Annotated in this window: 28 protein-coding genes; 11 read left to right on the top strand and 17 right to left on the bottom strand. The window is 36.7% G+C overall.

The features are described from left to right. Positions 1 to 8: 8 nt before the first annotated feature. Positions 9 to 596: a crossover junction endodeoxyribonuclease RuvC gene (ruvC, locus tag R2Q77_RS01420; RefSeq protein ID WP_316801928.1), complete on the bottom strand. Its 588-nt coding sequence runs from the start codon at positions 594 to 596 to the stop codon at positions 9 to 11. A 41-nt stretch (positions 597 to 637) separates the two neighbouring features. On the opposite strand from ruvC, the gene R2Q77_RS01415 reads away from it, so the two are divergent. From R2Q77_RS01415 to R2Q77_RS01405, 3 genes are read left to right on the top strand one after another with little or no spacing between them, the layout of a single operon-like run. Next, positions 638 to 1,615, top strand: coding sequence for a lysylphosphatidylglycerol synthase domain-containing protein (locus tag R2Q77_RS01415; protein ID WP_410479239.1), 978 nt, complete (start codon positions 638 to 640; stop codon positions 1,613 to 1,615). Continuing rightward, entirely contained in the window at positions 1,593 to 2,729 is a 1,137-nt protein-coding gene (locus R2Q77_RS01410; protein WP_316801926.1) for a glycosyltransferase family 2 protein, read from the top strand. The genes R2Q77_RS01415 and R2Q77_RS01410 overlap by 23 nt, the downstream gene beginning before the upstream one ends. Beyond that, complete coding sequence (locus R2Q77_RS01405; RefSeq protein ID WP_316801925.1) at positions 2,729 to 3,871, top strand: ABC transporter permease; 1,143 nt, start codon at positions 2,729 to 2,731, stop codon at positions 3,869 to 3,871. Before R2Q77_RS01410 ends, R2Q77_RS01405 begins: the two co-directional genes overlap by 1 nt. A gap of 60 nt (positions 3,872 to 3,931) precedes the next feature. On the opposite strand, the gene R2Q77_RS01400 is transcribed toward R2Q77_RS01405, so the two are convergent. Both R2Q77_RS01400 and R2Q77_RS01395 read right to left on the bottom strand, forming a co-directional pair. Beyond that, positions 3,932 to 4,510: an isoprenylcysteine carboxylmethyltransferase family protein gene (locus R2Q77_RS01400; RefSeq protein WP_316801924.1), complete on the bottom strand. Its 579-nt coding sequence runs from the start codon at positions 4,508 to 4,510 to the stop codon at positions 3,932 to 3,934. A gap of 11 nt (positions 4,511 to 4,521) precedes the next feature. Further along, positions 4,522 to 4,869 carry a TfoX/Sxy family protein gene (locus R2Q77_RS01395; RefSeq protein WP_316801923.1) on the bottom strand — a complete coding sequence of 116 codons (348 nt, stop codon included), beginning with the start codon at positions 4,867 to 4,869 and terminating at the stop codon, positions 4,522 to 4,524. A gap of 68 nt (positions 4,870 to 4,937) precedes the next feature. Between R2Q77_RS01395 and R2Q77_RS01390 the strand changes: the two genes are divergently transcribed. The 4 genes from R2Q77_RS01390 (at position 4,938) to R2Q77_RS01375 (ending at position 8,978) form a co-directional block, all read left to right on the top strand. Beyond that, positions 4,938 to 5,546 carry a ribonuclease HII gene (locus R2Q77_RS01390; RefSeq protein ID WP_316801922.1) on the top strand — a complete coding sequence of 203 codons (609 nt, stop codon included), beginning with the start codon at positions 4,938 to 4,940 and terminating at the stop codon, positions 5,544 to 5,546. 21 nt (positions 5,547 to 5,567) lie between these two features. Beyond that, entirely contained in the window at positions 5,568 to 6,770 is a 1,203-nt protein-coding gene (locus tag R2Q77_RS01385) for a glycosyltransferase family 4 protein (RefSeq protein WP_316801921.1), read from the top strand. 328 nt (positions 6,771 to 7,098) lie between these two features. Next, the gene (gene gcvT, locus R2Q77_RS01380; protein WP_316801920.1) at positions 7,099 to 8,178 is read left to right on the top strand and encodes a glycine cleavage system aminomethyltransferase GcvT; all 1,080 of its coding nucleotides are present in this window, start codon (positions 7,099 to 7,101) and stop codon (positions 8,176 to 8,178) included. An 83-nt stretch (positions 8,179 to 8,261) separates the two neighbouring features. Further along, positions 8,262 to 8,978: a 2-phosphosulfolactate phosphatase gene (locus tag R2Q77_RS01375; RefSeq protein ID WP_316801919.1), complete on the top strand. Its 717-nt coding sequence runs from the start codon at positions 8,262 to 8,264 to the stop codon at positions 8,976 to 8,978. On the opposite strand, the gene R2Q77_RS01370 is transcribed toward R2Q77_RS01375, so the two are convergent. The 4 genes from R2Q77_RS01370 to gldB form a co-directional block, all read right to left on the bottom strand. After that, on the bottom strand, positions 8,975 to 9,892 hold the full coding sequence (locus R2Q77_RS01370; protein WP_316801918.1) for a hypothetical protein: 918 nt from the start codon (positions 9,890 to 9,892) through the stop codon (positions 8,975 to 8,977). The two genes, R2Q77_RS01375 and R2Q77_RS01370, sit on opposite strands and share 4 nt — an antisense overlap. A gap of 69 nt (positions 9,893 to 9,961) precedes the next feature. Then, positions 9,962 to 10,753 (bottom strand): M12 family metallopeptidase, encoded by a 792-nt coding sequence (locus R2Q77_RS01365; protein WP_316801917.1) that lies wholly within the window; start codon positions 10,751 to 10,753, stop codon positions 9,962 to 9,964. 316 nt (positions 10,754 to 11,069) lie between these two features. Then, entirely contained in the window at positions 11,070 to 11,840 is a 771-nt protein-coding gene (locus R2Q77_RS01360; RefSeq protein WP_316801916.1) for a patatin-like phospholipase family protein, read from the bottom strand. A gap of 87 nt (positions 11,841 to 11,927) precedes the next feature. Further along, positions 11,928 to 12,962 carry a gliding motility lipoprotein GldB gene (gene gldB / locus R2Q77_RS01355; RefSeq protein ID WP_316801915.1) on the bottom strand — a complete coding sequence of 345 codons (1,035 nt, stop codon included), beginning with the start codon at positions 12,960 to 12,962 and terminating at the stop codon, positions 11,928 to 11,930. Between the two features lie 26 nt (positions 12,963 to 12,988). Here gldB and R2Q77_RS01350 point away from each other — a divergent pair, with 26 nt between their 5' ends. Then, a complete protein-coding gene (locus R2Q77_RS01350) occupies positions 12,989 to 13,672 on the top strand; it encodes a porin family protein (protein ID WP_316801914.1) in 684 nt (227 codons plus the stop codon). 64 nt (positions 13,673 to 13,736) lie between these two features. After that, positions 13,737 to 15,377 carry an NAD+ synthase gene (locus tag R2Q77_RS01345; RefSeq protein ID WP_316801913.1) on the top strand — a complete coding sequence of 547 codons (1,641 nt, stop codon included), beginning with the start codon at positions 13,737 to 13,739 and terminating at the stop codon, positions 15,375 to 15,377. Positions 15,378 to 15,430: 53 nt separating this feature from the next. On the opposite strand, the gene R2Q77_RS01340 is transcribed toward R2Q77_RS01345, so the two are convergent. Continuing rightward, positions 15,431 to 15,847 carry an OsmC family protein gene (locus R2Q77_RS01340; RefSeq protein WP_316801912.1) on the bottom strand — a complete coding sequence of 139 codons (417 nt, stop codon included), beginning with the start codon at positions 15,845 to 15,847 and terminating at the stop codon, positions 15,431 to 15,433. A 136-nt stretch (positions 15,848 to 15,983) separates the two neighbouring features. On the opposite strand from R2Q77_RS01340, the gene R2Q77_RS01335 reads away from it, so the two are divergent. Continuing rightward, entirely contained in the window at positions 15,984 to 16,565 is a 582-nt protein-coding gene (locus R2Q77_RS01335; RefSeq protein WP_316801911.1) for a DUF4136 domain-containing protein, read from the top strand. Here the strand turns inward: R2Q77_RS01335 and lspA are convergent. From lspA to rsmI, 5 genes are all read right to left on the bottom strand, one after another. Continuing rightward, a complete protein-coding gene (lspA, locus tag R2Q77_RS01330) occupies positions 16,562 to 17,083 on the bottom strand; it encodes a signal peptidase II (protein WP_316801910.1) in 522 nt (173 codons plus the stop codon). The genes R2Q77_RS01335 and lspA overlap by 4 nt on opposite strands. A gap of 16 nt (positions 17,084 to 17,099) precedes the next feature. Further along, positions 17,100 to 17,612, bottom strand: a complete 513-nt coding sequence (locus R2Q77_RS01325; RefSeq protein ID WP_316801909.1) for a hypothetical protein — start codon at positions 17,610 to 17,612, stop codon at positions 17,100 to 17,102. Beyond that, positions 17,597 to 19,213 (bottom strand): apolipoprotein N-acyltransferase, encoded by a 1,617-nt coding sequence (lnt, locus tag R2Q77_RS01320; RefSeq protein WP_316801908.1) that lies wholly within the window; start codon positions 19,211 to 19,213, stop codon positions 17,597 to 17,599. Before lnt ends, R2Q77_RS01325 begins: the two co-directional genes overlap by 16 nt. A 227-nt stretch (positions 19,214 to 19,440) precedes the next feature. Beyond that, positions 19,441 to 20,094 carry a PH domain-containing protein gene (locus tag R2Q77_RS01315; RefSeq protein ID WP_316801907.1) on the bottom strand — a complete coding sequence of 218 codons (654 nt, stop codon included), beginning with the start codon at positions 20,092 to 20,094 and terminating at the stop codon, positions 19,441 to 19,443. Positions 20,095 to 20,216: 122 nt separating this feature from the next. Further along, on the bottom strand, positions 20,217 to 20,930 hold the full coding sequence (rsmI, locus tag R2Q77_RS01310; protein ID WP_316802742.1) for a 16S rRNA (cytidine(1402)-2'-O)-methyltransferase: 714 nt from the start codon (positions 20,928 to 20,930) through the stop codon (positions 20,217 to 20,219). Positions 20,931 to 21,045: 115 nt separating this feature from the next. Between rsmI and serS the strand changes: the two genes are divergently transcribed. Continuing rightward, a complete protein-coding gene (gene serS, locus R2Q77_RS01305; RefSeq protein WP_316801906.1) occupies positions 21,046 to 22,317 on the top strand; it encodes a serine--tRNA ligase in 1,272 nt (423 codons plus the stop codon). 179 nt (positions 22,318 to 22,496) lie between these two features. On the opposite strand, the gene R2Q77_RS01300 is transcribed toward serS, so the two are convergent. From R2Q77_RS01300 to R2Q77_RS01285, 4 genes are all read right to left on the bottom strand, one after another. Then, on the bottom strand, positions 22,497 to 22,811 hold the full coding sequence (locus R2Q77_RS01300; protein WP_316801905.1) for a hypothetical protein: 315 nt from the start codon (positions 22,809 to 22,811) through the stop codon (positions 22,497 to 22,499). Positions 22,812 to 22,976: 165 nt separating this feature from the next. Continuing rightward, positions 22,977 to 23,678, bottom strand: coding sequence for an SIMPL domain-containing protein (locus R2Q77_RS01295; RefSeq protein ID WP_316801904.1), 702 nt, complete (start codon positions 23,676 to 23,678; stop codon positions 22,977 to 22,979). A gap of 400 nt (positions 23,679 to 24,078) precedes the next feature. Next, positions 24,079 to 24,531 carry a cold-shock protein gene (locus R2Q77_RS01290; RefSeq protein WP_269425792.1) on the bottom strand — a complete coding sequence of 151 codons (453 nt, stop codon included), beginning with the start codon at positions 24,529 to 24,531 and terminating at the stop codon, positions 24,079 to 24,081. A gap of 210 nt (positions 24,532 to 24,741) precedes the next feature. Then, complete coding sequence (locus R2Q77_RS01285; RefSeq protein WP_316801903.1) at positions 24,742 to 25,275, bottom strand: GNAT family N-acetyltransferase; 534 nt, start codon at positions 25,273 to 25,275, stop codon at positions 24,742 to 24,744. Positions 25,276 to 25,388 lie beyond the last annotated feature (113 nt).

Here is a 25,388-nt window from a genome sequence, read left to right as displayed (position 1 = left end):
CCCGAAATTTATTTTTTTACTTTGGCAGCTATGCCCGTAACCTTCTTTTTATTATCACTTACAAAAGATTCCCAACCCGAATAGGTTTTAGATTTTCCTCCTGAAGTGATTTTCTGAAAAGAATGGCAAACCGCAACGGCTAAACCATCGGTTGCATCTAAAAATTCAGGCGTTTCTTTAAAATTCAGCAACCTTTGCAGCATGGCGGCAACCTGTTCTTTAGAGGCATTACCACTGCCGGTAATGGATTGTTTAATCTTTCTGGGCGAATACTCCGTTACGGAAATGTTTCTCGATAACGCTGCCGCAATAGCAATACCCTGCGCCCTTCCTAATTTTAAAAGCACTTGTATGTTTTTTCCGTAAAAAGGTGCTTCAATAGCCAAAACATCTGGTTTATACTGATCAATTAAAACAACAGTTTTTTCAAAAATCCGTTGAAGTTTTAAAAATGGATCATCCAGATGCGTCATTTTAACCACCCCTAAACTTAATAATTCAGTCTTATTCCCTTTCTCTAAAATTACACCATAGCCCATCACCGCCGTACCAGGGTCTATGCCCATAATGATCCGTTCCTTTTTTTCGTTCAACATTACAGCAATATTAAGCATATTTGCAAACTAAAAAGATAAACTTGACGAGCAGGAATAAAAAAATACTTTCAATTGTTATAAAGGCAGCCATTGTTATGTTTGCATTCTGGTTTATATACCATAAACTGGTTGCGAATAAAAATCTGCATAACTTTGGCGAATTATTACGCAATATCGGAAGTGTTGAAATTGGCCTGGTTATAGGTTTTGTGGTTTTACTCATGCTTTTTAACTGGTTTTTAGAAGCCGCAAAATGGAAGCGTTTAATCAACCATGTAGAAAGAATTTCTTTGTGGCGGGCAATAGAATCAGTTTTTTGTGGTTTAACACTGGCAATTTTTACGCCCAATCGCCTGGGTGAATACGGCGGAAGAGTATTTTTTCTATCTCCAAAGCGGCGCATTATTGGTGTGGTAGCCATGGCTGTTGGTAACATTGGGCAAATGGTTTTAACCAACGTATTTGGAGCCATCGCTGCATGCTTTTTTATCCATCGCTTTATTCCGGTCGATCCATTGTTTTTTAGTGCAATTGTGATCTTAGCCATTGCTTTTTGTTTGTTTTTTCTGGTATTCTATTTCAATATTAAATGGCTAAACGGAATATTGCTCTCTATCAAGTTTACCAGAAAATATAAAAAGTTTTATAGCGTATTAGCCAGGTATAAAAAAGGCGAGTTGTTTAAAATACTCGTTTATTGTTTTGCCCGTTACCTGGTTTTTAGTTCTCAGTATTTTATTCTTTTTGTTTGGCTGGTTCCGGGTTTGCATTATGCTGATATTGTAATGATGATTTGTATCCTCTTCCTGATTCAATCGGCCTTGCCTTCATTAGATTTGTTTGATGTAGGTATTCGAAGCGTAACTGCTGTCGAATTATTTAAGCACATAACAGATCAACATGCCGCTGTAATTGCATGTACGGCCAGCATTTGGCTTATAAATATTATAATTCCTGCTATATTAGGCACATATTTCGTTTTTAAACTCAATTTTTTTGGAAATCTTAAATCTACTTAGTCTACTTTCCGCTGCTCTAACCCTAATTTATGGTTTTTTAGTCATCAGCTTTATTCGGGGCTGGCATAAGCTTGTTTATTTCTATCCGGCAAAGCACGCGCCTAAAACCAAAGTATCGATTATTGTTGCTGCGCGTGATGAAGAAGAAAAAATTGCCAAAACCATTGATGATTTGCTTGCACAGGGCTATGCGAAACACTTTACGGAAATTATAATTATCGACGACCACTCAACAGACCGGACCGCAGAAATTGTTTTAAGTTACTCGGACAAAAATGTACAACTTATCAAGTTAAATGAAGACAGGGCTTTAAATTCTTATAAAAAGAAAGCCATTCAAACCGCAATAAATACTTGCCAGGGCGACTTAATTATCACCACCGATGCCGATTGCCGGATGGGGCCAAAGTGGTTGGAAACAGTGGTGGCTTTATATGAAGAAAAAGGCTATAAAATGATCTCATCACCCGTAGCTTATTTCGAAGAAAAAAGTTTTTTTGAACGGTTACAGTCCTTGGAATTTCTATATTTAATTGGCCTTGGAGCATCAACAATTGGTAATAAACAACCCTCAACCTGTAATGGTGCTAACCTGGCTTATGAGAAAGAAACATTTTATGAGGTCGGTGGTTTTACTGGAATTGATGATTTAGCCTCTGGAGATGATGAATTATTATTGCATAAAATTGCTTCTAAATATCCCGATAGAATTGGGTTTTTGAAAAATAAAGACGCCATTGTTTATACGCATGCGAAGGAAAACTTAAATGCATTTATTCAGCAGAGAAGGCGATGGGCATCTAAAAGCACGCGTTACAAAAACAAAGGGATTATTGTGCTTGGGGTACTGATCTGGCTTTTCAATGTAAGCATGCTTGCTAATTTTATTACCGGATTATTTTTCAATGGATTTTTAGTCGTGGTTTTTTGGCAGCTGGTAATAAAAATGCTTTTAGAAACCTTATTTTTATTGGATGTAACCAAGTTTGCCAACAGGCGAAGGTTACTCATCTTAATCCCTGTTTTAAATGTACTGCATATTTTATACATGGTCTACATCGGCATTGCCGGCAATAGCGGAAAATACAATTGGAAAGGCAGAATGGTTAGATAATGGATAATAGCCCATCAAAAAAAGTTTGGTTAAAGTTTAAGCGAAATAAATTTGCTTTTGGAGGGCTTATATTTATTTTGCTTTTAATGCTAATGGGGGTTTTGGGCTATTTAATTATGCCAGATAGTTCTCCAGATGCAAATGTTATGCACCTGCAACTCAGCAATAAAAAACCCGGAAGTTCTTTTCAGTTTTTAATCATCAGTAAAAATGGTAAAGTAAAACAGGTGGGTTTTCTCGAAAAAATGCTTTATGGGCAAGAACCCGATTTTAAAAGTATTCCCATTACTTCATGGCGTATTGCAAACAATCAGGTATGGGTGCGGGAGTATATCGGCGACGATGAAAAAGCAGAAGAAACCAAATACGACCTGAAAGAATTGTGCAGTAATTGTTTATTGCCTTCAAAGTTAGGTAGTCCTAAAATGCTTTTTGAAAGACATAATTTATATAAACAAAAATTTCTTTTAGGTACTGATATTTATGGAAGGGATTTATTAAGCCGGTTAATATTGGGCATCCGGGTGTCCTTATCCGTTGGTTTAATGGCGGTCCTTATTTCCTTATTTATAGGCGTAAGTTTGGGTGCCATAGCGGGTTATTTTGGCGGGAAAGTAGATGCCGCAATCAGCTGGTTTATGAATGTAGTATGGTCATTACCTTCTTTGCTGCTGGTTATTGCCATTTCATTTGCCTTAGGAAAAGGTTTTTGGCAAATTTTTATTGCTGTAGGATTATCAACCTGGGTAGATGTTGCGCGCTTAGTTCGCGGGCAGGTTATGGGTTTAAAAGAAGTAGAATTTGTAGAAGCTGCAAGGGCTTTAGGTTTCAGTACTTCGAGAACAATTATAAAACATATTTTACCAAATATTGCCGGCCCAATTTTGGTTGTGGCATCGTCTAATTTTGCTTCGGCCATTTTATTGGAAACGGGGTTAAGCTTTTTAGGTTTTGGCGCACAACCCCCAATGCCCAGCTGGGGCGGAATGATTAAAGAACATTACGGCTATATAATTATGGATGCGGCTTATTTGGCCGTTTTGCCAGGTTTAGCCATTATGCTTACCGTTTATGCTTTTAATGTTTTGGCTATTGGACTGCGCGATGCTTTTGATGTTAAAGGGCAGAATGTTAGCGTTTAAAAATAAAATCCGTTTTTGTAAATCGAATTCTTGTTTAATTTCAAGATTCAATGCCTTAAATTAATATAAATAAGGAATCAGTCGTTTCGTTTTTTTGCAGTACTCAACATAATCATTGCCAAATTCTGCTTTGAGTACGCCTTCTTCTATCGAAATTCTATAAATGAATGCTAAAAAAACCGGAATGCAGATCACGATTAAACTTAACCAGTTTGAAAAGGTAATAGCCAAGCCTAAAAAAGCCATTAATGCACCGGTATACGATGGATGCCGAAGCGTAGCGTAAAGCCCATCTTGCTTTAGTTGTTGATTTTCTGCAATCTGCACATCAACCGTAAATGATTTACCCAGCTGCTGTATTGCAACAAACCTGAGTATAAAACCAGCAAGAGCAATCAGTACACCAAAATAAAACCAGTAGGGCTGAAAAATGGTAATTCGGGTACGCTCAAATTGGGTAAGAAAGCCACCGAGAAACATGGATATGCCAATTGTAACCCATAAAATGGTCAAACTGTTTTTATCAGCCCCAGTATTTTTTCGCTCTCCTTTATTCCTTAATTTAACATTCCGATGGATTTCGGTTAACAAAAAGAATAATCCAAAAATTAAAGGGAAATATTTATTAATAAGATGCATATTTTACGCGTTTAGTTGGTTTTTCGTTTTTTTGATGCTTTGGCAAGCGGATTAAAATTTAGCGCTAAGTTTACCCAATGGTTAAGTTCCTGGTTGTGGTGTAATACCTCTTCTTCTACCAAAACATAACCCTTCATCGTTTTTTTTCCGTGCACCATTTGTGTGCAACCATTTTTTTCGACCAGTTCTTCTTCCTGTTCAGGATTAATCCTAAGCATTAATTCATGTTGTTTTACGCCAATACACATCTTGTCATCAACCATAAACACCAGTCCGCTAAACATTAGTTTTTCTTCTACTTTAGGTAAGTGCCTTAAAAGCTCGCGAACGCGGTTTGCTAAAATTTCGTTGTATCTCATGTAGAATTATGCAACAATTTAATCTTTTAATTCCCGTTTCACAAAAGATAAATACATAAATTTGCCTTATGTTGTTAAATTGCTATCAGCAAGAATTTTTAGAAGCCGGATGTGATGAAGCGGGCAGGGGGTGCCTGGCAGGACCAGTTTTTGCTGCAGCTGTAATTTTGCCCAGAGATTTTTTTTTCGAAGGTTTAAACGATTCAAAACAGCTTAACCATAAGCAGCGGGAGCATCTTCGCCCAATTATAGAAAAAGAGGCATTAGCCTGGGCGGTAGCTTCAGTAGATCATGAGGAAATCGATCGCATTAATATTTTAAATGCATCTTTTCTGGCGATGCACCGCGCCATCGAAAAATTAATAACACAACCACAGTATTTGGTTATTGATGGAAATCGTTTTAAAACTTATCCGCAAATTCCACATAGCTGCATTGTTAAAGGCGATGGAAAATACCTGAATATTGCAGCGGCTTCAATTTTAGCCAAAACGCATCGCGATGAATATATGGATCACCTTCATATAGATTTTCCTCATTACAATTGGGCCCAGAATAAAGGTTATCCTACCATTGCACATCGCCGCGCTGTAATTGAGATTGGTTTATCGCCATTTCACCGTAAAACTTTTAATGTTAGCGATCCACAGTTAGAACTGTTTCCAAAGCAGGCTTAAATTTCGTATTTTCACAGCATTGTGAAAATTTTGTTAATTACTAAGCGGGTTCCCTTTCCGCCAAATAGTGGTTATCCAATTGTGGTTTACAACACCATGAAAGGCTTGCTGCAGCTTGGTGCAGATATAACTTTGTTTAGTCTTAACCCAACCAAAGGCAAAATAGATGTTGAAGATATTTATGATCCTATTTTTGATCAGATTAAATTTCATACCTACGATCTGGACACGGACGTAAATGTGTGGTCGGCATTTTTTAATATTTTCACAAACGAATCATATAATGTTTCCAGGTATTTTAGTGAGGATGCGGCAAAGCACCTGGAAAGTATCCTGCGGGAAAATGTTTTTGATATTATCCAGTTCGAAGGCCTTTTTGTTGTGCCTTATCTGGATACGGTTAAAGCAAATAGCAGTGCCAAGCTAATTTACAGGGCACACAATATAGAATTTACGATGTGGGAAAGGCTTGCACATTTGGAGAAATTTATTGTAAGGCGTAAATACCTCGCTTTTTTAGCACAGCGGTTAAAAGCCTATGAAACAGACCAGATTAACCGATTTCACCAGATTTTTGCAATTAGTGAGCCCGACAGGCAGGATATTTTAAGGTTTGGCTGCGAAATACCAATGACGGTTTTCCCGGTTGCTATTGATTTAGAAAAATACAAGGTAGATAAAAGTAAAACCAGTTTTCCAACCCTTTTTCATCTGGGGGCCATGGATTGGAGGCCAAACCAGGAAGGGCTGGAATGGTTTCTGGATGATATATGGCCGGATATTGAAAAGCTGAACAAGGACCTTCGCTTTTACATTGCCGGAAAAAATATGCAAAAACATTTTTTCGAGTACGACTCAGAAAACCTGATTGTTGAAGGTGAGGTTTTTGATGCAGTTGATTTTATGAATTCGAAAGCCATTATGATTGTGCCATTGATTTCGGGAACGGGTATGCGGGTAAAAATTATAGAAGGTATGGCAATGAAAAAATGCATTATTGCAACCACAACCGCGGCCGAAGGTATTAATTGTAAGCATGGATATGATATTTTAATAGCCGATTCTGCCGATGAATTTTATCGTTCCATCCTTCAGTGTATTATAAACCCTAAAAAATGGATGGAAATTGGAGATAATGCCCGAAAAACGGTTGAGAACGACCACAGCATTCAGCTTATTACTTCAAAAATGCTCAAAATTTACGAAGGTTTAATCAGTGCTTAACTTTTGAGAAATTATTACATCCGATAAGTTTCGTAGAAAATATAAACGGCGTTACATATTTACGCTATGGTTTGCTAAATAAAGGCTTTCTGCAAGCAATACATGCATTTATTGCATATTACTTAATCCGGTTAAATTCCAGGACAATTTTTAGTTTAATAAACCCGATTGTCGTGAAGCCCGATTTTCTTCGGGAGAAACAAAAAGCGGGGCTAAGAATGCAATGAAATGCGGCCATTCATTTCCAAAAGTCACATCTAAACGCCTTTAAAATTAACCTCAAATTTTTATCTTTTTCTTAGTAGTTTTGCGCACAAGAAAATCAAGAATGAAAAATACGGCATTAACAGAAAAACACATCGCTTTAAGCGCTAAAATGGTTCCATTTGCAGGGTATAATATGCCTGTAACTTATGAAGGTATAAATGCAGAACATGCAACTGTTCGTAATGGAGTTGGTGTTTTTGATGTAAGCCATATGGGCGAGTTTATTTTAAAAGGCGAAAATGCTTTGGATTTAATTCAGCGTGTAACCAGTAATGATGCTTCAAAACTTTACGATGGTAAAGTTCAATACTCTTGCTTACCAAATAAAGATGGTGGTATTGTAGATGATCTTTTGGTTTATCGCCTGGATGAAAAAAGCTACATGCTTGTTGTTAACGCATCTAATATAGAGAAAGATTGGAACTGGATTCAGTCGTTTAATACCAGCAATGTAGAAATGCATAATATTTCTGATCAAACTTCACTTTTAGCTATTCAGGGGCCAAAAGCGGCTGATGCTTTACAAAGCTTAACCGAAGTTGATTTGGCATCGATGGAGTACTACTCTTTTGTTAAAGGTACTTTTGCAGGTGTAGAGAACGTATTAATTTCTGCAACAGGTTATACAGGTGCAGGAGGTTTCGAAATTTATTTTGAAAACGAACATGCTGAAGTAATCTGGAATGCAATTTTCGAAGCGGGTGCAGCGTATAACATTAAGCCAATTGGTTTAGGTGCACGTGATACTTTACGTCTGGAAATGGGTTTCTGTTTATATGGGAATGATATCGACGATACCACTTCACCAATTGAAGCTGGCTTAGGCTGGATTACAAAGTTTTCTAAAACTTTCACCAATTCTGAGGCTTTACAAGCACAAAAAGAAGCGGGTATACAAAAGAAACTGGTAGGTTTTGAAATGATCGATCGCGGTATTCCGCGTCACGATTATGAAATTGCTGATGCAGCAGGAAATGTAATTGGTAAAGTAACTTCGGGTACGCAGGCGCCATCGTTGCAAAAAGCAATTGGTATGGGTTATGTGGCAAAAGATTTTGCGAAAGAAGGCACAGAAATCTTCATTAATATCCGCAATACGCCAATAAAAGCAAAAGTGGTTAAATTCCCTTTTTATAAATAAGGTTTAGGGGTATGAGGTATAAGGTTTAGGGTTTAATACGCCAAAGCCCTATGTCTTGTACCTTATTCCTTTTACCTTTTTTTATGTCAAAGAAAATAGAAGTTTGTTTAACACCGGCGTTGATCGATTTATACGATATTGAGCAAAGCATTGTTGTTGTTATAGATATTTTAAGGGCAACTTCATCCATTACTTATGGAATTGATAATGGGGCAGAAGCCATTATTCCGGTTGCCAATGTTGAAGATTGTTTAAATTATGGCAATAAAGGTTATTTGCTTGCTGCTGAGCGCAATGGTGAAGTAGTTGCAGGCTATGATTTTGGAAATTCGCCATTTTCTTATACAAAAGACAAAGTTGAGGGTAAAACTATTGTTTTAACCACTACCAACGGGACTAAAGCCTTGCATCTGGCAAATAAAAGAGCATTTCAGGTTGTAATTGGTTCCTTTTTAAATTTAGATTCGCTTTGTGCATACTTAAAAGATCAGGATAAAAACGTGCTTTTACTTTGTGCGGGTTGGAAAGATCAGTTTAATTTAGAAGATACTTTGTTTGCGGGTGCAGTTGTAAACAGCCTGCGTAAAAATTTTGAACATTTCGATGATTCGAGCGTTGCTGCCGAAGATTTGTATTTGCTGGCAAAAGATAATTTAAGGGGATATTTACATAAATCATCACATAGCAACCGCTTGGCAGAGCTTAATATAGAAGAGGACGTTGTTTTTTGCCTGAAATTAAATGTTTGTACTGCCATTCCGGTTTTAGAAGGCGAACGGTTGGTGGCACTTAAAAATTAAAAGACAAAATTTAAGCCCAATAACGCAGCATTTTTTCTAAAGGTTGCACCGTTAAATTGGGTTTCTTCAGTGTTTCTGTTATTATAATAGGCTTTATCTACCCCCGAATAGGTATTGATATTATTGATTTTATAATCTGCTTCTATGCTTAAATTTTTATTCAAGGGTACGCTGATGTTAATATCACCACTCAATGAAAAAGCGTTGGCTTTATGTGTGAAACTTACGGGTTTTGCAAAATCGGGTATTAAATTCCAGTTAGCCTTTGCCGAATAGGTGTAAAAACCAGCTAAAACAGTAGCACCAATACTAAATGCGTCTGTTTTAAAAATAAAGGCACCGCCAAAATCAAAGCCTTTATATTTGGCTTCGTAAGTAGAATTTAACCCGTTACTGGCGGGGTTATCACCACTTTCTAACAAATGAAATTTCTGCTGATGATAAGAAATGCCAATAATTGGGTCAATGTTAAAGTTACCCAACTTTAAAATCTGATAATTGAGCTGCAGATCCATATCGTATAAATAACCTTTATTGGCATTAAGCAGATCATAGTAGAATGCACCCTGGCGGTTGTCATCTGCATAATCGGTATCCTCAGCAGTGCCTTTTACGATTTTAGCGTATTGACTGGCAACCTTAACCCCAAGTTTATCCGTGATGTTGTATTTAATGTCCAATCCAAAACTGGGCCCTTTTAGATTTTTCCAGATTACCTCAGATAATATATTAGGATCGGTGCCATCAGGATTGCCGGCAATGGACCACCCGGAACGGGATTGTTGAAAACCAACTGAAGGTTTTATGCTCCATTTGGTTGAAGTATTTTGTGCTGAAGCAACTTGAAAAGCTATAACAAAGATTAAACAGATTAATAAATATTTTAAAAGAGGTATCCGTAAAGTAATCTGCATAGCTGTTTTTTAGTTAAAAAGAAAAATACACAGTGGCATCGTTGCCACTGTGTGTAATTGATCTATTTTTTAAAATGGATATACGGAAGCAATAAATGTTTTATCAGTTGAAGATAATACGGTATTCAATCCAACCTCAAAATCACCAATGGTTAATTCGTTAGGAACCGAATAATGCATAATTGATTTTGGATCATAAGCACTGTTATTGGTTTGTGTGGTATCGTATTTTTTAAATAAATTATTATCTACATCCGCCTGGCTCCAATAATTCGGAGCTCCAGCGTAATAAGCATAAACAGCTGGTTTATCCCATGGAATACTAACCAAAGGATGTTGATGCTCGTGGATCATCCCTAAGGCATGGCCAAATTCGTGTATTACCACACGGCTATATTCAGAATCGGCAGTACTTTCTTTTAACCAGCCAAAGTTCATGGTTGCGCCACTGCGTGGCGTTCCTTTTCCAATGTATGACCATGAGCCACCACTTGCGAAACTTACCCTGATTTTAGCCGTATTGTCGTTAGTTACAAAATTGAATTTAATGTTGGCGTAATTTTCCCATTCTTTAGCAAACTGTATTACCTTAGTTCTTATGGCAGGCGTGCCCCCATCTAAACTTACTTTAAGGGTTGTTCCGGGCGCCCATTTGGTCGATTTTAAAACGGCGCCTCTTGGTGTAATTCCATCAAGGGTTCGCTCTGTACAGATTTGAATATTTTCAAGAGAATTAACACCTGTTAATTCCGGTTTTGCTAAATCTGCATTTTCAGCTGGCTTTTCTTTCTTACAAGAAAATAATACAGAAGTTAACGCAAGGGCAATAAAAAGATTTTTATTTAAATTTAAGAATTTCATGTTTTTGTTTTTTTAGGTAAAAAGTAGTGATGTTTATGGAGTGCTAACATCACATTAGAATATGGTAAAAACAGGAATCCTTCTTCTTTGATGAAGAATAATTAAGGTGAAAAACATGGATAGACATTTAGGTTTAGTGCTTCGCATTTGCGAATTATAATCCTAATGTAAAGAAATATTCCTTTATTGCCAAGAAAAATGTAGTTTTTTTATTTCGTCTGGGTAATTTTTAGAATGTATTTTTCCGTGTAAAATAACTCTTATTTATGTAGCTTTAAGTTTTGTGTTTGTAGTATTAATTATATTTCGGCTAACATTACTTTGTAATCAATTCTCTAATGGTTGGACTGCTTTTAATGGTTTTTAAGGCTTCTTCGTGTGCCAGCCAGTAAATGTCTTCCGCTCTTTTCATATCGAATGTGCTAATTGCACCCATGCCTTTAGGTTCAATCATCATGTTGCAAAATTTAGCCTTTCTTTCCATATCGTGGTTAATTGACATTACACCGGCCCTTCCCATTAAATTGGTGATTCCGGTTATTTTATCAACAGGATTAAGGTGGTTGCAGGATGAGCCAATAATAAAGTCGCAATCTTTCATTAACGGTTCAACCGGGAAGTTATTTAAAATGCCACCATCCACATACATCTGGTCGTGTATCATAATGGGTTTAAAAATTCCCGGGATGCAACTTGAAGCCAGTATGGCGCGAATTAACGGGCCTTTTGTAAAGTACTTTAATTTACCCTCGCTAAAATTAACAGCCGCAATGGTTAATGGAATTTTAAGGCCTTCAATCGTATCATGAGGAAAATATTCTTCTAAAATTCTGGAAGTATTTTCTATATTAATTAAGCCAAGCGACCCTACTGAGGGACGGATAAAGCGCCATAATTTAGTTTTTAAGAAAATATTTAAGCCTTCTTCGGGGTCAATACCTGCGGCAAAAAAAGCGCCTGCAATAGCTCCTGCACTGGTGCCGCTGATGTGGCTAAAAGTAATTCCGAGATTACTGAATGCCTTTAAAACACCTAAATGTGCTATTCCTCTTATGCCCCCGCCTGATAATACAATGCCAACTTTCATTTATATGGATGTGAGATGATCTATATTGGATTTGAGAATGATGATTTGTTACTATGTTTCGTTTTAAACGAAAACTTCAATTTAAAATTATTTCTGTTTAGGCTTGTACCTGGAAAGATTTAAAATTTTTTGAGCATCCTTTTCGGCCATTAGCTGTTGTAAAGTTACCTCAGGATTTTCTTTCATATATTTTCTTACAATTTGCCAGCCGGTCCACACGCCAAGCTTTGGTGCCGATTCTCGGTTTTCACCCAGTCCAGGTGTAAAAGGCCCTTCAGATAAGAAAACCTGGATCTTTTGGTAATCGGTTTCATACAGGTAATTGTTTTCTAAAAAATAAGCCCAGATATCGCCTTCAAAATTTTGAGCCCAGCCCAATTGTTGCGTCGTATAGCCAATTTTAGTAGAGTCTGTTACACTTTCAGGTAAAACCTGATCTAAAAAATAAAGAATTTTTCCCTGAAAGATCATTTTTGATAACAACGACCTGTTTTCGTCGGGCTCCCTGAAAAGTTCTTCATGTGCATACGTTTCTGCAACGCGCGGAACAATATTTTCGGGTGTAAACCGCTTAGATAAATATAAAGGAACACTCTCGATTATGCCTTTATAAAATTTACTGTCTTTGCCTAAAAACATATCCAGTCCAATGCCCAGGTAATTATCGCCAACTGGCATTTGGTAAGAAAAACCCGATACAAAAGAAATAAACTTAGGCAATTTAGCTTTTGGGTAATAATACTTAATGTATTTAAAAGTCTCTGTTAAACCTGCTTCCTGTATCTTTAGGTTTGGAAAAACACTATCCACTTCTTTGGTTAAATCCGTGTAAGCGGGGTCTTTATAAAGTGTGTTAATAATTTCTTCGTTGCTGTATGCTGGCGTTCCAACCATGCGATGGATATAGTCATCATAAAACAAACCATAATTTTTATTTAAAAATGTATTGGTAATCGAAATGTCCTTTCCTTTACCTGCATAAAGCACTTTATCGAATCTTTCTATTTTTATGTCGACGTTTATTTTGCTTACATCAGGGCGGTTACTATGCTTACAGGAAATAAATATGATGGCAAAAAGAAAAAATAGATAAATTTGCCGGTGTTTTACGTTATACATCATGTACAACAAATATAAACACATAAAGTATGAAAAGAATAGGGACTATTTTAATTTTATCATTTTTAAGTTTTGGCGCTTGGGCGCAAAATTCGCCTTTAACCAGTTATGGCTTCAGGTTAGGCTTAACTGCTACACCAACCATCGGGTGGATTAAACCGGAGCAAGGTAAAACCGATGGCGTTGCATTGGGTTTTTCTTACGGCTTAATCGGCGATTTCAATTTCGCTCCTAACTATAGTTTTTCTACCGCATTAACCATTACAAGTGTTAACGGTAAAAGTACCGAAGTAGATCCTTCAAATATTATTCGGGCGGTGCCTAATGGCGTAGGTCCAAACGTTCCTGTTGCCTACGACTTAAAATATAAACTTCAGTATTTAGACCTGCCGTTGACCATTAAATTAAAAACGATAAAGGCCGACGGTAAGCGTTGGTATGGTCAGTTTGGCTTGTCTAATTCGTTTCTTTTAAATGCAAAACAAGATGCTGTAACGAGCAATACAAAAATAGATGGTATGAACATATACGATTATAGCAAGTTTTACCGTGCCGGATTAATTATTGGCGGTGGTGGTGAATTTGATATTTCGGGTAATACAAGCATTGTAGCCGGTTTAACTTTTAATAATGGCTTTACTAATATTGTAACGGATAAAGCACGAAACGTTAAAAACCATTATTTGGCCCTTAATTTCGGTGTATTTTTTTAATGATATTAATTTTCCTGATACCCGTTACAATTTACTCCATAACTAATTCCTTGATACCATAACCATGAAAATAGCATTAGCGCAATTAAATTATCACATTGGCAATTTTGAGTTAAATACCCAGAAAATAATAAGCCATATTGAAATGGCTAAAAGTAAAGGAGCAGATTTGGTTGTGTTTGCTGAGTTGGCCATTTGCGGCTATCCGCCACGTGATTTTTTAGAGTTTGATGAATTTGTTTCACTTTGTGAAAATGCGGCCCTCGAAATTGCCAGGCATTGTACCGACATAGCCTGCATAGTAGGTTTGCCTGTTAAAAATAATGTTTTACAAGGTAAAGATTTGTTTAATGCGGCTTATTTTATCGAAGGAGGAAAAGTAAAATCCATCGCTAAGAAAGCGCTTCTGCCTACGTATGACGTATTTGATGAGTATCGTTATTTTGAACCTGCTACGAGCTTTAAATGCATTGATTTTAAGGGGAAAAGAATTGCATTAACCATTTGCGAAGATCTTTGGAACATTAATGATAACCCGTTGTATGTTTCCAATCCAATGGACGAATTGATTAAGGAGCAGCCAGATGTGATGATTAATATTGCGGCCTCGCCCTTTTCTTATATGCACGATGAAGAACGCATTCAGGTGTTGGCAGATAATGCCAGAAAATATAAGTTGCCATTGTTTTATGTAAACCAGGTGGGTGCACAAACAGAAATTATTTTTGATGGTGGCTCATTGGTTTTTGATGCGCAGGGTGAGAAGAAAGCCGAAATGAAATCATTTGAAGAAGATCTTCAGGTTTTTGATTTAGATGAAGTTGAAAATGTACGAAATAAATATCCCGAGGCTCCGCGTGCTACAGATATTGAACAAATACATGATGCATTAATTTTAGGTATTCAGGATTATTTCAAAAAATCAGGTTTTGCAAAAGCTGTTTTAGGTTTATCGGGTGGGATAGATTCTGCTGTAGTTTGTGCATTGGCCTGCCGGGCTTTAGGAGCAGAGAACGTAATGGCTGTTTTAATGCCATCAAAATTCTCATCTGACCATTCTGTACAGGATGCATTGGACTTAGCCAATAATATTGGATGTATGCACGAAATTGTTCCTATTAAAGAGGCTGCAGAAGCTTTTGACAGCATGTTGGCACCTGCTTTTAAGGGTTTGCCCTTTAACCTGACTGAAGAAAATATTCAGGCACGTATACGCGGAACCGTGGTTATGGCAATGAGCAATAAATTTGGTTACATTTTACTTAATACTTCTAATAAAAGCGAGTGCGCGGTAGGATATGGTACGTTATATGGCGATATGTGTGGCGCGATTGGTGTAATTGGTGATGTGTATAAAACCCAGGTTTTTGAACTGGCTAAATACATTAATAAAGAAAGAGAAATTATTCCCATCAATACTATTGTTAAACCACCATCAGCAGAGTTAAGGCCAGACCAAAAGGATTCTGATTCGCTGCCTGATTACGATATTCTCGACAAAATCCTTTTTGAACATATTGAATTGAAAAAAGGTTCTGCCACAATTATTGCTGAAGGTTACGATGAAAGCCTGGTTAAACGAATATTAAAAATGGTAAACATCGCAGAGTTTAAGCGTTACCAAACGCCTCCAATTTTAAGGGTTTCGCCTAAAGCTTTTGGCATGGGCCGCCGAATGCCAATTGTAGGAAAATATATGATTTAATAAAAAACCCTCATTAGGCTTAACTTAATGAGGGTTTTTTATTAAGCTTCCTTTTAAGCAAGGGTAGCGTCAACGGTTATTTTGGTGTTCAGTAATTTTGAAATTGGGCAGTTTTTTTCAGCGTCAGCAACCAGTTCATCAAATTTTTCTTTTGATAATCCAGGAACAGTAGCTGTTAAAGTTAAATGTGATTCTACAATAGCGCCTTGTGACGGATCAAGATTAATGTCGCATTTTGTCTCCAATTTTTCGGCAGTAAAACCTGCTTCGTCGATATTGAAAGAAAGTTTCATGGTAAAACAACCTGCATGAGCTGCTGCCACTAATTCTTCGGGGTTTGTACCTACACCTTCTGCAAAGCGAGAATTGAAAGAATATTGCGTATTGCTTAATGTTGTACTTTGAGTGGTTAAATTCCCTTTACCTTCTTTTCCTGATCCTTGCCAAATGGCTGTTGCATTTCTTTTCATGTTTTATATTGTTTTTTGATGATTGCTAAACAAACAATTAAAGGTGTTTAATGTTTGTTTATTACATGCAACTTATTTGTTATCAGTAAATAAACTTTTGGTTTGACATGTAGTCTAAATTACAAATTAGATGGTTATGAAAAAGATATTCATTTTTTTGAGTCTGACTATTTGCTTAACGAGTTGCTCAACCTACGATTATTTTTCAGTCAGTAACAAGCCAGTAAATGCCCAGCATTATAAAACTTATGCCTGGATCCCCGAATCACAAACAAAAACCACATCAGCCTATAATAACGATATTGCAAGCGATAAAATAGTTGATGTTGCAAGTGCTGAAATGGATAAGCGCGGATTTTCTATGAACAATACTGCACCGGATTTATTGTTAAAGTATACTGTAGATGTAAACAAACAGAATGTTACCTACAACGACCCGGTTTACTATAATCCGCCGGCCAGGCTAATGCCAAGGGTTGGTTACTATAAAGGAAGGCATGTTTATTATTACACCTATACTGATCCGCTTCCGGTTTATGTAGGTAGCAGGGCCCGGCATATGCAAATAAAAGAGGGCAGTATTGTAATTGATATTATAGAACGAAAAACCTCTAAGTTAATCTGGAGAGGCTGGGCACAGGGAGAAGTGAGTAATCCTGAAAAGGCAATCAACGATATTCCTATGGTTGTTGCCAATATCTTTAAAAAATTGCCTTAGTCCGTTCCGGTTTGTACCGGGTCTTGCCTAACAAATTTGCTTCTGAGCGACTGGAAGAGCAGGATGCCAACGCCAATCATAATGGAAATATCTGCGAAATTGAAAACGCCTGTCTGGAAAATTTTAAAGTTCATGTGCATAAAATCGGTAACAGAGCCATGCACAATCCGATCGTAAAGGTTACCTATTCCGCCACCAATTAAAAAACATAATGCAATTTGCATGCTGCCGGGGAGGTTTCGCTTTGCAAAAAGAAAATATAAGCCATAGCCTAAAAATAACAGCGGAAGGCCAGTTAAAATGATTAGGCGAAAAATATAGGGCATATTATCACCCAGACTTAAAAAAGCGCCACTGTTTTCTACCTTGGTTAAGGTAAAACGATCTTTAATAATGCTGATGTGCTCATACTCACTGATTTTATTTCTCACGATGTTTTTTGAAACCTGGTCGCAGCCTACATTTAATGCCAAAATAATAAGAAGAATAAACCAGTTAAAGTTTTTGTGGTATTTCATGTGTTTAAACTAATATTTATTGAGCAATAAACTCCGTTTTTGGAATAATCAGTTTCGTGCTTATTTCGGGTATTAATTTCCTAAGTGAGGCTTCCTGATTTTTTTCTGCATTTATAAAATACCAGTTTTTGCCGCTATCGTACGATATACACAGGAGGTTACTATTTACAATAACCTTTTTGCCATTTATTTCTGCTGTTGCAGATTGTGGGATAATACACTGGTAATTCTGGCCATTCTTTATTATTTCTGAAGGCTTACCTAACTTAACATTTTTAAAAGAAAAACCACTTGCAGTAAGTGTTTCAATGCTTTTTTTTAAACTAACCTCTGCCAATTTTGCCCCACCCATGGTTTGGGCTACTTTAGGGTGGGTGTGTTGCAATAATGTTTTATAATCAGACTTACTGTAAGCGATTAACATCGCGTTAGACTGTTTATTTAAACTGTCTAAGTAAGCCTGAGCATTTACATTGATGCTTCCAAAAATGATTAAAAGTGAAAGCAATATTTTTATTTTTTTACCCATTTTCTGTAAGGTATAATTAAAGCTAATATAACGCCTAAAAAGCTAAATAATTTTGCAATAACATCACCACTTTTAACATAGAAAGTAATTTCATCATTTAAGTTAATGTCGTTTTTTATGGCAGTTCTTGTCCACCACGCAGTTCTTTTTACCACATCTCCACGTTGGTTAATAAAACAGGAGATGCCGGTATTGGCTGAGCGGGCAACATCTCTATGGGTTTCTATAGCCCTTAACTTAGCGTACATTTCGTGTTGGTCTTTACCTGTTGTATTGCCCCACCAACCATCATTTGTAATAATAGCGATAAACTGGGCACCGTTCTTAACCGATTTTCCAATCCAATCGCCCCATAAACTTTCGTAGCAAATTACAGGAGCTGCACCAATTCCGCTTTGGGCATAAAAAACACCGGGTTCATCCTGCCAGCCCCAACCACCAACACTGCCGCCTAATTTTGCAAAAACAAAATCTAAGAAAGAAAATACTTTAGGGAATGGCATTTTCTCTGCACCCGGAACCAGTTTGGATTTATGATAGAATTGAACATTCGCAGAGTTTTCAACCTGCATGGCCGAATTAAAGTTATCTAAATAAAATCCCTGATCTTTATAGTATTTAGCCGATACTGTTTTTTTATCCGGATAAATCTTGATGCTTTCTATACCGGTAATCAAGGTGCCGTTTTTATATTTGCTGATAAAGTTCTGAAGGCTGATGAAGTCGGGGTTTGACCTTATTTTATCTTCATCGGCATAATTTGGAATAGCGGTTTCGGGCCAGATGAAGTATTCTGTATTAACTTGCCCTATTGAATCTGATAAGTGGGTTAAAATGCCGATTTGCGCTGCAGCAGGAATGTTCTCCAGCTTTTGGTAAGGATCTATATTGGGTTGAACCACCACAACATTAGAAGGCGTGCCTTTTTGCGTTGCACTATAATATTTAGTTAGCGAAATTCCAATTGGAATAATAACCACCAATAACCAAATTGCAGCTGGCCGGTATTTTAAATACCCGCTTTGCGATTTTAGTTTTTTATAAGCTTCAAAAGCAAGGATATTACTTACTAAAATCCATAAAGAACCACCATACACGCCGGTATAATCGTACCACTGCGCAAGCTGGTGCATGCCGGCTAATCCATTACCTAAAGTCATCCATGGGAAAGCCAGGTCCCAGGTTTGCTGAAGGTACTCCAGGGCAATATAAAAAGAGATTAAACCAAGATAAGCAATTTTTTGGCTTACATACCTGCCTAAACGATAGTATAACCAGAAAGCAGAAGTCATTAAAAAAGCACCTAAACCGTATGGAATTAAAGAAACTGGAAGCGCAACAGCCGCCCCATTATAGGCTTTAACTGCATTGTAAACCCAATATGTAGAAGCGGTGTTCCAAACTAAAAAAGCTAAGCCCGCGGTAAGAAATATCTTTTTACCCGTTTTTTTAACCTCACTTTTTGTAATGGCATCCAAGGCAATAAACAAAGGCACCAAGCCAATTAATAATAATGGTGTAGTATAAGGCATTGGAGGCCAGGCCAGCCAAAGCAATAATGCGCTGAGTAAGGCGAGGAGGTAAGTTTGTTTAGATTTCATTATATACACGGTAAGGTCGTTATGCTCATTTATTGTTGGGGCTTAATATAATGAAGTGATTATTCTAATGTTGGGAATAGATCATTCCAATCAGGATTAAATTCATTTATCAAAGGTTACACCAATATAAAGGGCTGTGTGGTTTAACACACAGCCGTCTCTTGTCATTTTGTTGCTTTTTAATCGCAGCCGATACACTGAAATAAACTCAGGGTGACGACCTGCGCTTATAAACTATCTAAAATATCAGCCTTTTTAGCTTCATACTCTTCCTGTGTAATCAGGTGTTTATCGTATAAAGTTTTAAGCTTACGCAGTTTTAATGTTGTTTCATCTTCTGGTTCTTCTACCACTTCTGCAATCTGAATGATGGGCTCTTCAGGTTCAGGTAAGGCTTCTATTGCTGGGATTTCTGCAATAGGTTGTGCATTAAAGCTAATTGGTGAAGCTGTTGCCCGGTTTTCTTCCAGTTTTTGCTGACGAAGGAGTTCTTTATATTCTTCCAGTTGTTGGTTTGCGGCCTGGTGTAATTTTCTGGCTTGTGTTTTCGGGATAAACTCGGTTACAATATTTTCGCCGTGCTGCGGAACGCAAATAAATTTGGAGCCGAAAAACTCTTCTTTAAAAGATACTTCTTTAACACTTTTCCATGAAATATCTTTAAAATTCATCGTTAAGCCCAGGTTGCCGGGTTCGCAGTAAAAAATTCTTTTATTGGTAATGGCAATGCTATCTGGAAGCAAGTTTACAGCAGGTTTTTTTTGTACGGCTAAGTATAAAATTTCTTCACCTGTAGTTAAAAGGTCGTTTAATTTTCCAATAACTTTTTCAACCGCTTTTGGGTCTTGTTCGTCACTTAGAAATCTATCTATGCTAATCATAATTTATTTAAATTTTTATGCGAGATAATTTTCTATCTCTTTTTGTAAAACGGGTATATCTTTAATAATAATTTTCCATATAACGATGTCATTAACATTCCATATCCCCAAGTTAATGAATACTATTCTTCAGCATCTTCATATTTGCTTTTTGTTTTTCCCGAAGGCTTTCCGGCAATGCAAATTACAAATTCTCCTTTTAAAGTATTGTTTTCAAAATGTGATTTTATTTCAGAAAGTGTACCTCTTACGGTTTCCTCAAACATTTTGGTTAATTCCCTGCTTACTGATGCCTGCCTGTCTTCTCCAAGGTATTGTGCAAATTCTTCCAGGGTTTTTAATAAACGGTGCGGACTTTCGTAAAGTATAATGGTACGATCTTCTTCTGTTAGCTTTTTAAATTTTGTTTGCCTGCCCTTTTTAACAGGTAAAAAACCTTCAAAAACAAAGGCATCGGCGGGTAAACCCGAATTAACCAGGGCGGGTACAAACGCCGTAGCGCCCGGTAGGCATTCTACAGCAATATCATTTTTTATTGCTTCGCGTACGAGAAAAAAGCCTGGATCGGATATTGCAGGGGTACCTGCATCAGAAATTAAGGCAATTTTCTGTCCTTCATTTAAAAATCTAATAATTTCAGAAGTTGCCTTATGCTCGTTATGCTGATGGTGGGCAAAAACTTTTTTATCAATGCCGAAATGTTTAAGCATGGGCGCACTGGTGCGTGTATCTTCAGCCAAAATCAAATCGCATTCTTTTAAAATCCGGATTGCCCTAAAGGTCATATCCTCCAGGTTTCCTATCGGTGTAGGTACAAGAAACAGTTTGCCGTCCATATTTTCTATTTTCATCATCGCGGGTAGGAACAACGAAGCAATCTTTTTCGAGAGAGATTGCCGCACTGCGTTCGCAATGACGACTTAATTATTATCTTTGTTAAAAATTAAAATAATGCTGCAAGTTAACTATATCCGCGAAAATAGAGAGAAAGTTTTAGAACGTTTAAGTATCCGTAATTTTAAACAACCAGAATTGGTAGATGAAATCATCAAAATTGATGAAGAACGTCGCCAAACTCAAACTTCGCTTGATGGTATTTCTGCAGAAGCCAACGCTGCCGCCAAACAAATTGGAGATTTGATGCGTACGGGCAAAAAAGAAGAAGCCGAAGCAATTAAAGCCCAAACTACTTCTCATAAAGAAAATATTAAAAACCTTTCTGAAAAATTAACCGAACTGGAAACCAATCAGTTTAATTTAATTGTCCAGTTGCCTAATTTACCTGGTGAATTGGTTAAACAAGGATCAACAGCTGAAGAAAACGAAACTGTTTATACCTATGGAGAACCGGCTAAATTACCTGGAAAGGCATTGCCACACTGGGAGTTGGCAGCGAAATATGATATTATTGACTTTGAATTAGGCGTAAAGATTACGGGTGCGGGTTTCCCTGTGTATAAAGGTAAGGGTGCAAGATTACAGCGTGCTTTAATTAATTTCTTTTTAGACCACGCAGTTGATGCGGGCTATAAGGAAATGCAGGTGCCTCATTTGGTTAATGCGGCTTCTGGGTTTGGAACAGGACAACTACCGGATAAAGAAGGACAGATGTACCATTCTACAGTTGATGATTTATACTTAATTCCAACAGCTGAAGTTCCGGTAACCAATTTATACCGTGATGTGATTTTAAAAGAAGAGGATCTTCCGATTAAAAATACGGCCTATACGCCATGTTTCCGCAGGGAGGCTGGCTCTTACGGTGCGCACGTTCGTGGTTTAAATCGCTTACATCAGTTTGATAAGGTAGAAGTGGTTCAAATTACGCATCCTGATAAATCTTATGAAACCTTAGCGCAAATGAGCGAATATGTTCAGTCTCTATTAAAGGAACTGGGTTTGCATTACCGTGTTTTACGTTTATGCGGTGGCGATATGGGCTTTACTTCTGCCATGACTTATGATATGGAGGTTTGGAGCGCGGCGCAAGAACGCTGGTTAGAGGTCTCTTCTGTTTCAAATTTTGAAACCTATCAAACCAACCGTTTAAAACTTCGTTTTAAAGGTGCTACTGGCAAAACTCAATTGGCACATTCATTAAATGGAAGTGCGCTGGCTTTACCACGTATTGTTGCTTCTATTTTAGAAAACTATCAAACAGAAAATGGTATTAGAATTCCGGAAGCTTTGGTAAAATATACAGGTTTCGATATTATAGACTAAATTTTATATAAATCATCATTTCAAGGCACGAGGCCATCTTATAACTTTAGCTAAACAGCCGTTGTAACATTAGGATTGCTTCGCGCCGCGTAATGAAATAATTAGAATAAAAAAAGCTTCGCAAAATAATTGCGAAGCTTTTTTTATATAGATAGATGTGATGTTTTTCTGTAAATAGATTATAGGATCAAAATAAGCAATAAAATGATGATGATAATTGCACCAACCGAAAGGTAAACACCTCCAGAGATTGCGCGCGCCTGATTTTTCATCTCTTTTAATTCTTTACGTAGGGCTTTACGCTCTGCCTTAGTTAAATTAGACTTGTCCATGTCTCTGATTTCTTCAACACGACTTTTGATTTTCTCTAATTGAACCGTTTGTTCAGCGGTTAACTCTGTAGGATTTTTTGCTGGTTTATCAGCGGCTTGTGCAGCATTAAAACTAAGTCCTAAGCTGAAGATTAAAGCTAAAGTGTAAACGAATTTTTTCATAATATTTAAATTTTAGTGTTCTGATGATTTCATAACAAAAAACCTACCAAAATGTTGTGGTAGGTTTTAAAATAATTTAATAAAATGTTAAATATGAAGTTCGGTTAATCCGAATCTGCGTTCATAAATTCTAAACAGGTTCAGAAAGACCCGTTTAAACCGTTTTTACTTAATTTCAAAAACTGCGTTAACTGTAAAGTTTAACTTAATTTTTTTGAAATCAATTTCTGGTGCAGATTCGGCAGCGCCATCAGCCATTGCCGATTTCATCATATAGTTTCTGTAAACCGGTTGTATCATGTTATCTCCACCATCCTGAATCTCGATTACACTTCCCAGTTTATCGCCAAGCGCTTCAACCATGTAAGCTGCTTTTTCTTTTGCAGATAATAAAGCTTTGATTTTTAAATCCTTTTTCAAGCTTTCAATTTTCGAGTAATCGTAACTTTCAATATTGGTGTTTGAAATGCCTTTAGCGTCAATTGCAGCAATAATATCGTTAAATTTATTTAAATCACCTACTTTTAAACGGTATTGTTTGCTTGCTAAAAAGTCTGGATTCTTTTTCTTTTCAGTTTCATAATTCCAGCTGTTTAAATTGCTTACCGTTAAATTTTCTTTCGCAATCCCTGCTTTTTGAACCGCAGTATACAATTGGTTTTCCAAGGTAGTAATCTCAACTTTCTTTTTACTGTTGCCATCTTTCAAATATTCTTTCAGCGAAATGCTGATGTAAATAATATCTGGTGTAACCTCAGTTTCGGCAGAGCCACTTACATTAATTTTTCTACGTAAATCTACTTGTTGTGCCATAGCGGTTGTTAATCCGAAAAATGCAATTGATGCAATTATTAATAACTTTTTCATATAATTAATTTTCTTTGTGTGTTTCCTTAATGATGTAAAAACCATACCAATTCCACACTGGGGTGATATTATTTTTTTATTTTATTTATAAAGTAATGGGTATTAGGTTTATAATAATGTAATTGAACCATCAGCCAAAACACTTTTGTATAATACTGCGCTTAAAAACTAACAAGTTAAACAGCACTAAGTTTGCTAAATTAACCTGTAATACGGATACAATAAATAAAAATAAATATTATAATGGATAGTTTCCCCTGAAGGGAAAAATTATGCGCAAGGTTTTATGCTTAAATAGACGGAATTATAAATGATTATAAAACCAGGCGCAGCAGATAATTCTGCAATAATTTGAACGTTTTAAGGCTTAACCTTAAAACCGGAGCGTAAAACTTAAAGATTAAATTTTAGCAACCTTAACGGCCGTTGGTCCTTTCTGACCCATTTCTACTTCGAAACTCACTTTATCACCTTCTTTAATCTGCATGGTTAAACCATTAGCATGTACAAAAATACTGTCTTGTGTTTCAGTGTTTTTAATAAAGCCGTAACCTTTGCTATCATTAAAGAACGTAACTGTTCCTTTTTTAACAGGATTTTCATCAATAATATCTTCTTGTCTTGAAATGCCAATCTGGATATCTTCTGTATTAATGATTTTCTTTTTCTTCGGATCTGGTGGAGTAGATGAAATGTTTCCATTCTCATCAACATAAGCCATCATGTCTTCTAACTTCAAGCCTTTTTTAGCATTAGCCTGACGTTCTTCTTTTTTTTCCTGTTTGTCGTTTTTCTTTTTTAATCTTTTCTTTTCGTTCTCTTTTTTACTGTACGTTGCCTGAGATTTAGCCATATTTTATTTAATTGTTTTGTGATCCGGGAATGAAATATCCGGGATTTGTACAAATATAACAATACTAAATTACAATCACGATTTTATTGCTGAACGTGTAAAGTGCTGTAAACTAAAGCTGATGCATTCTTAATTTTAAGAAGAAGCTTAAAGCGTAGAGTATGACGGTTTAAGGCTGATAACCGAGGTGTTATACAATTAAAACTTTAGCTACTTGCTTTGCCAGTCTTCCTTTTTTATTTCATATAGAAAATTCCATTTGCTCGGTTCACCGTAATAAGCAATTTCCTGTTCGGCAACTTTAAGCGCACCTAATTTTTCGGTGGCTTTTTGCGAGCGGAAATTTTCTGCACCAATGTGTAAAACAACCTTATCTGCAAAATTAAAAGCATGGTCGAGCATGAGTTTCTTCATGGCTTTGTTGTGCCCCTTTCCCCAGTAATTACGGCCAATAAAAGTATAGCCAACGGCTACGGATTTATTTTCTTCATCCAGTTCATAATACCTGGAACTGCCAACAACATTACCAGATGCTTTTTCGATAACCAGGAACGCACCGTTTGATTCTATTGCACCTTTAAAGAAGTTTTGGAAAACCTCGCGCTGGTAACGGTTTTTATTGGGGTGTTGTTCCCAAACCAATGGGTCGGAAGCAACCGCATATAAAGTTTCAAAATCGGTTTCCTTTAAAGGAACCATTTTTAATAAGTCATTTTCCAGTTGGGGTTGTAGCTCGAAATTCATGCAGGTAAATTAATAAAAAATGGCTGACGAAACGCCAGCCATTATAATTTATAAAATAAAAAAACATTTAAATTACCATGGCTGCAAATATTAGAACCAGGTTATTTAATATT

The organism is Pedobacter nototheniae (genome assembly GCF_032678625.1).
Classification (GTDB): domain Bacteria; phylum Bacteroidota; class Bacteroidia; order Sphingobacteriales; family Sphingobacteriaceae; genus Pedobacter; species Pedobacter nototheniae_A.
Note: the sequence above shows the minus strand (reverse complement) of the source record. Positions and strands in the feature narration are given on the sequence as shown.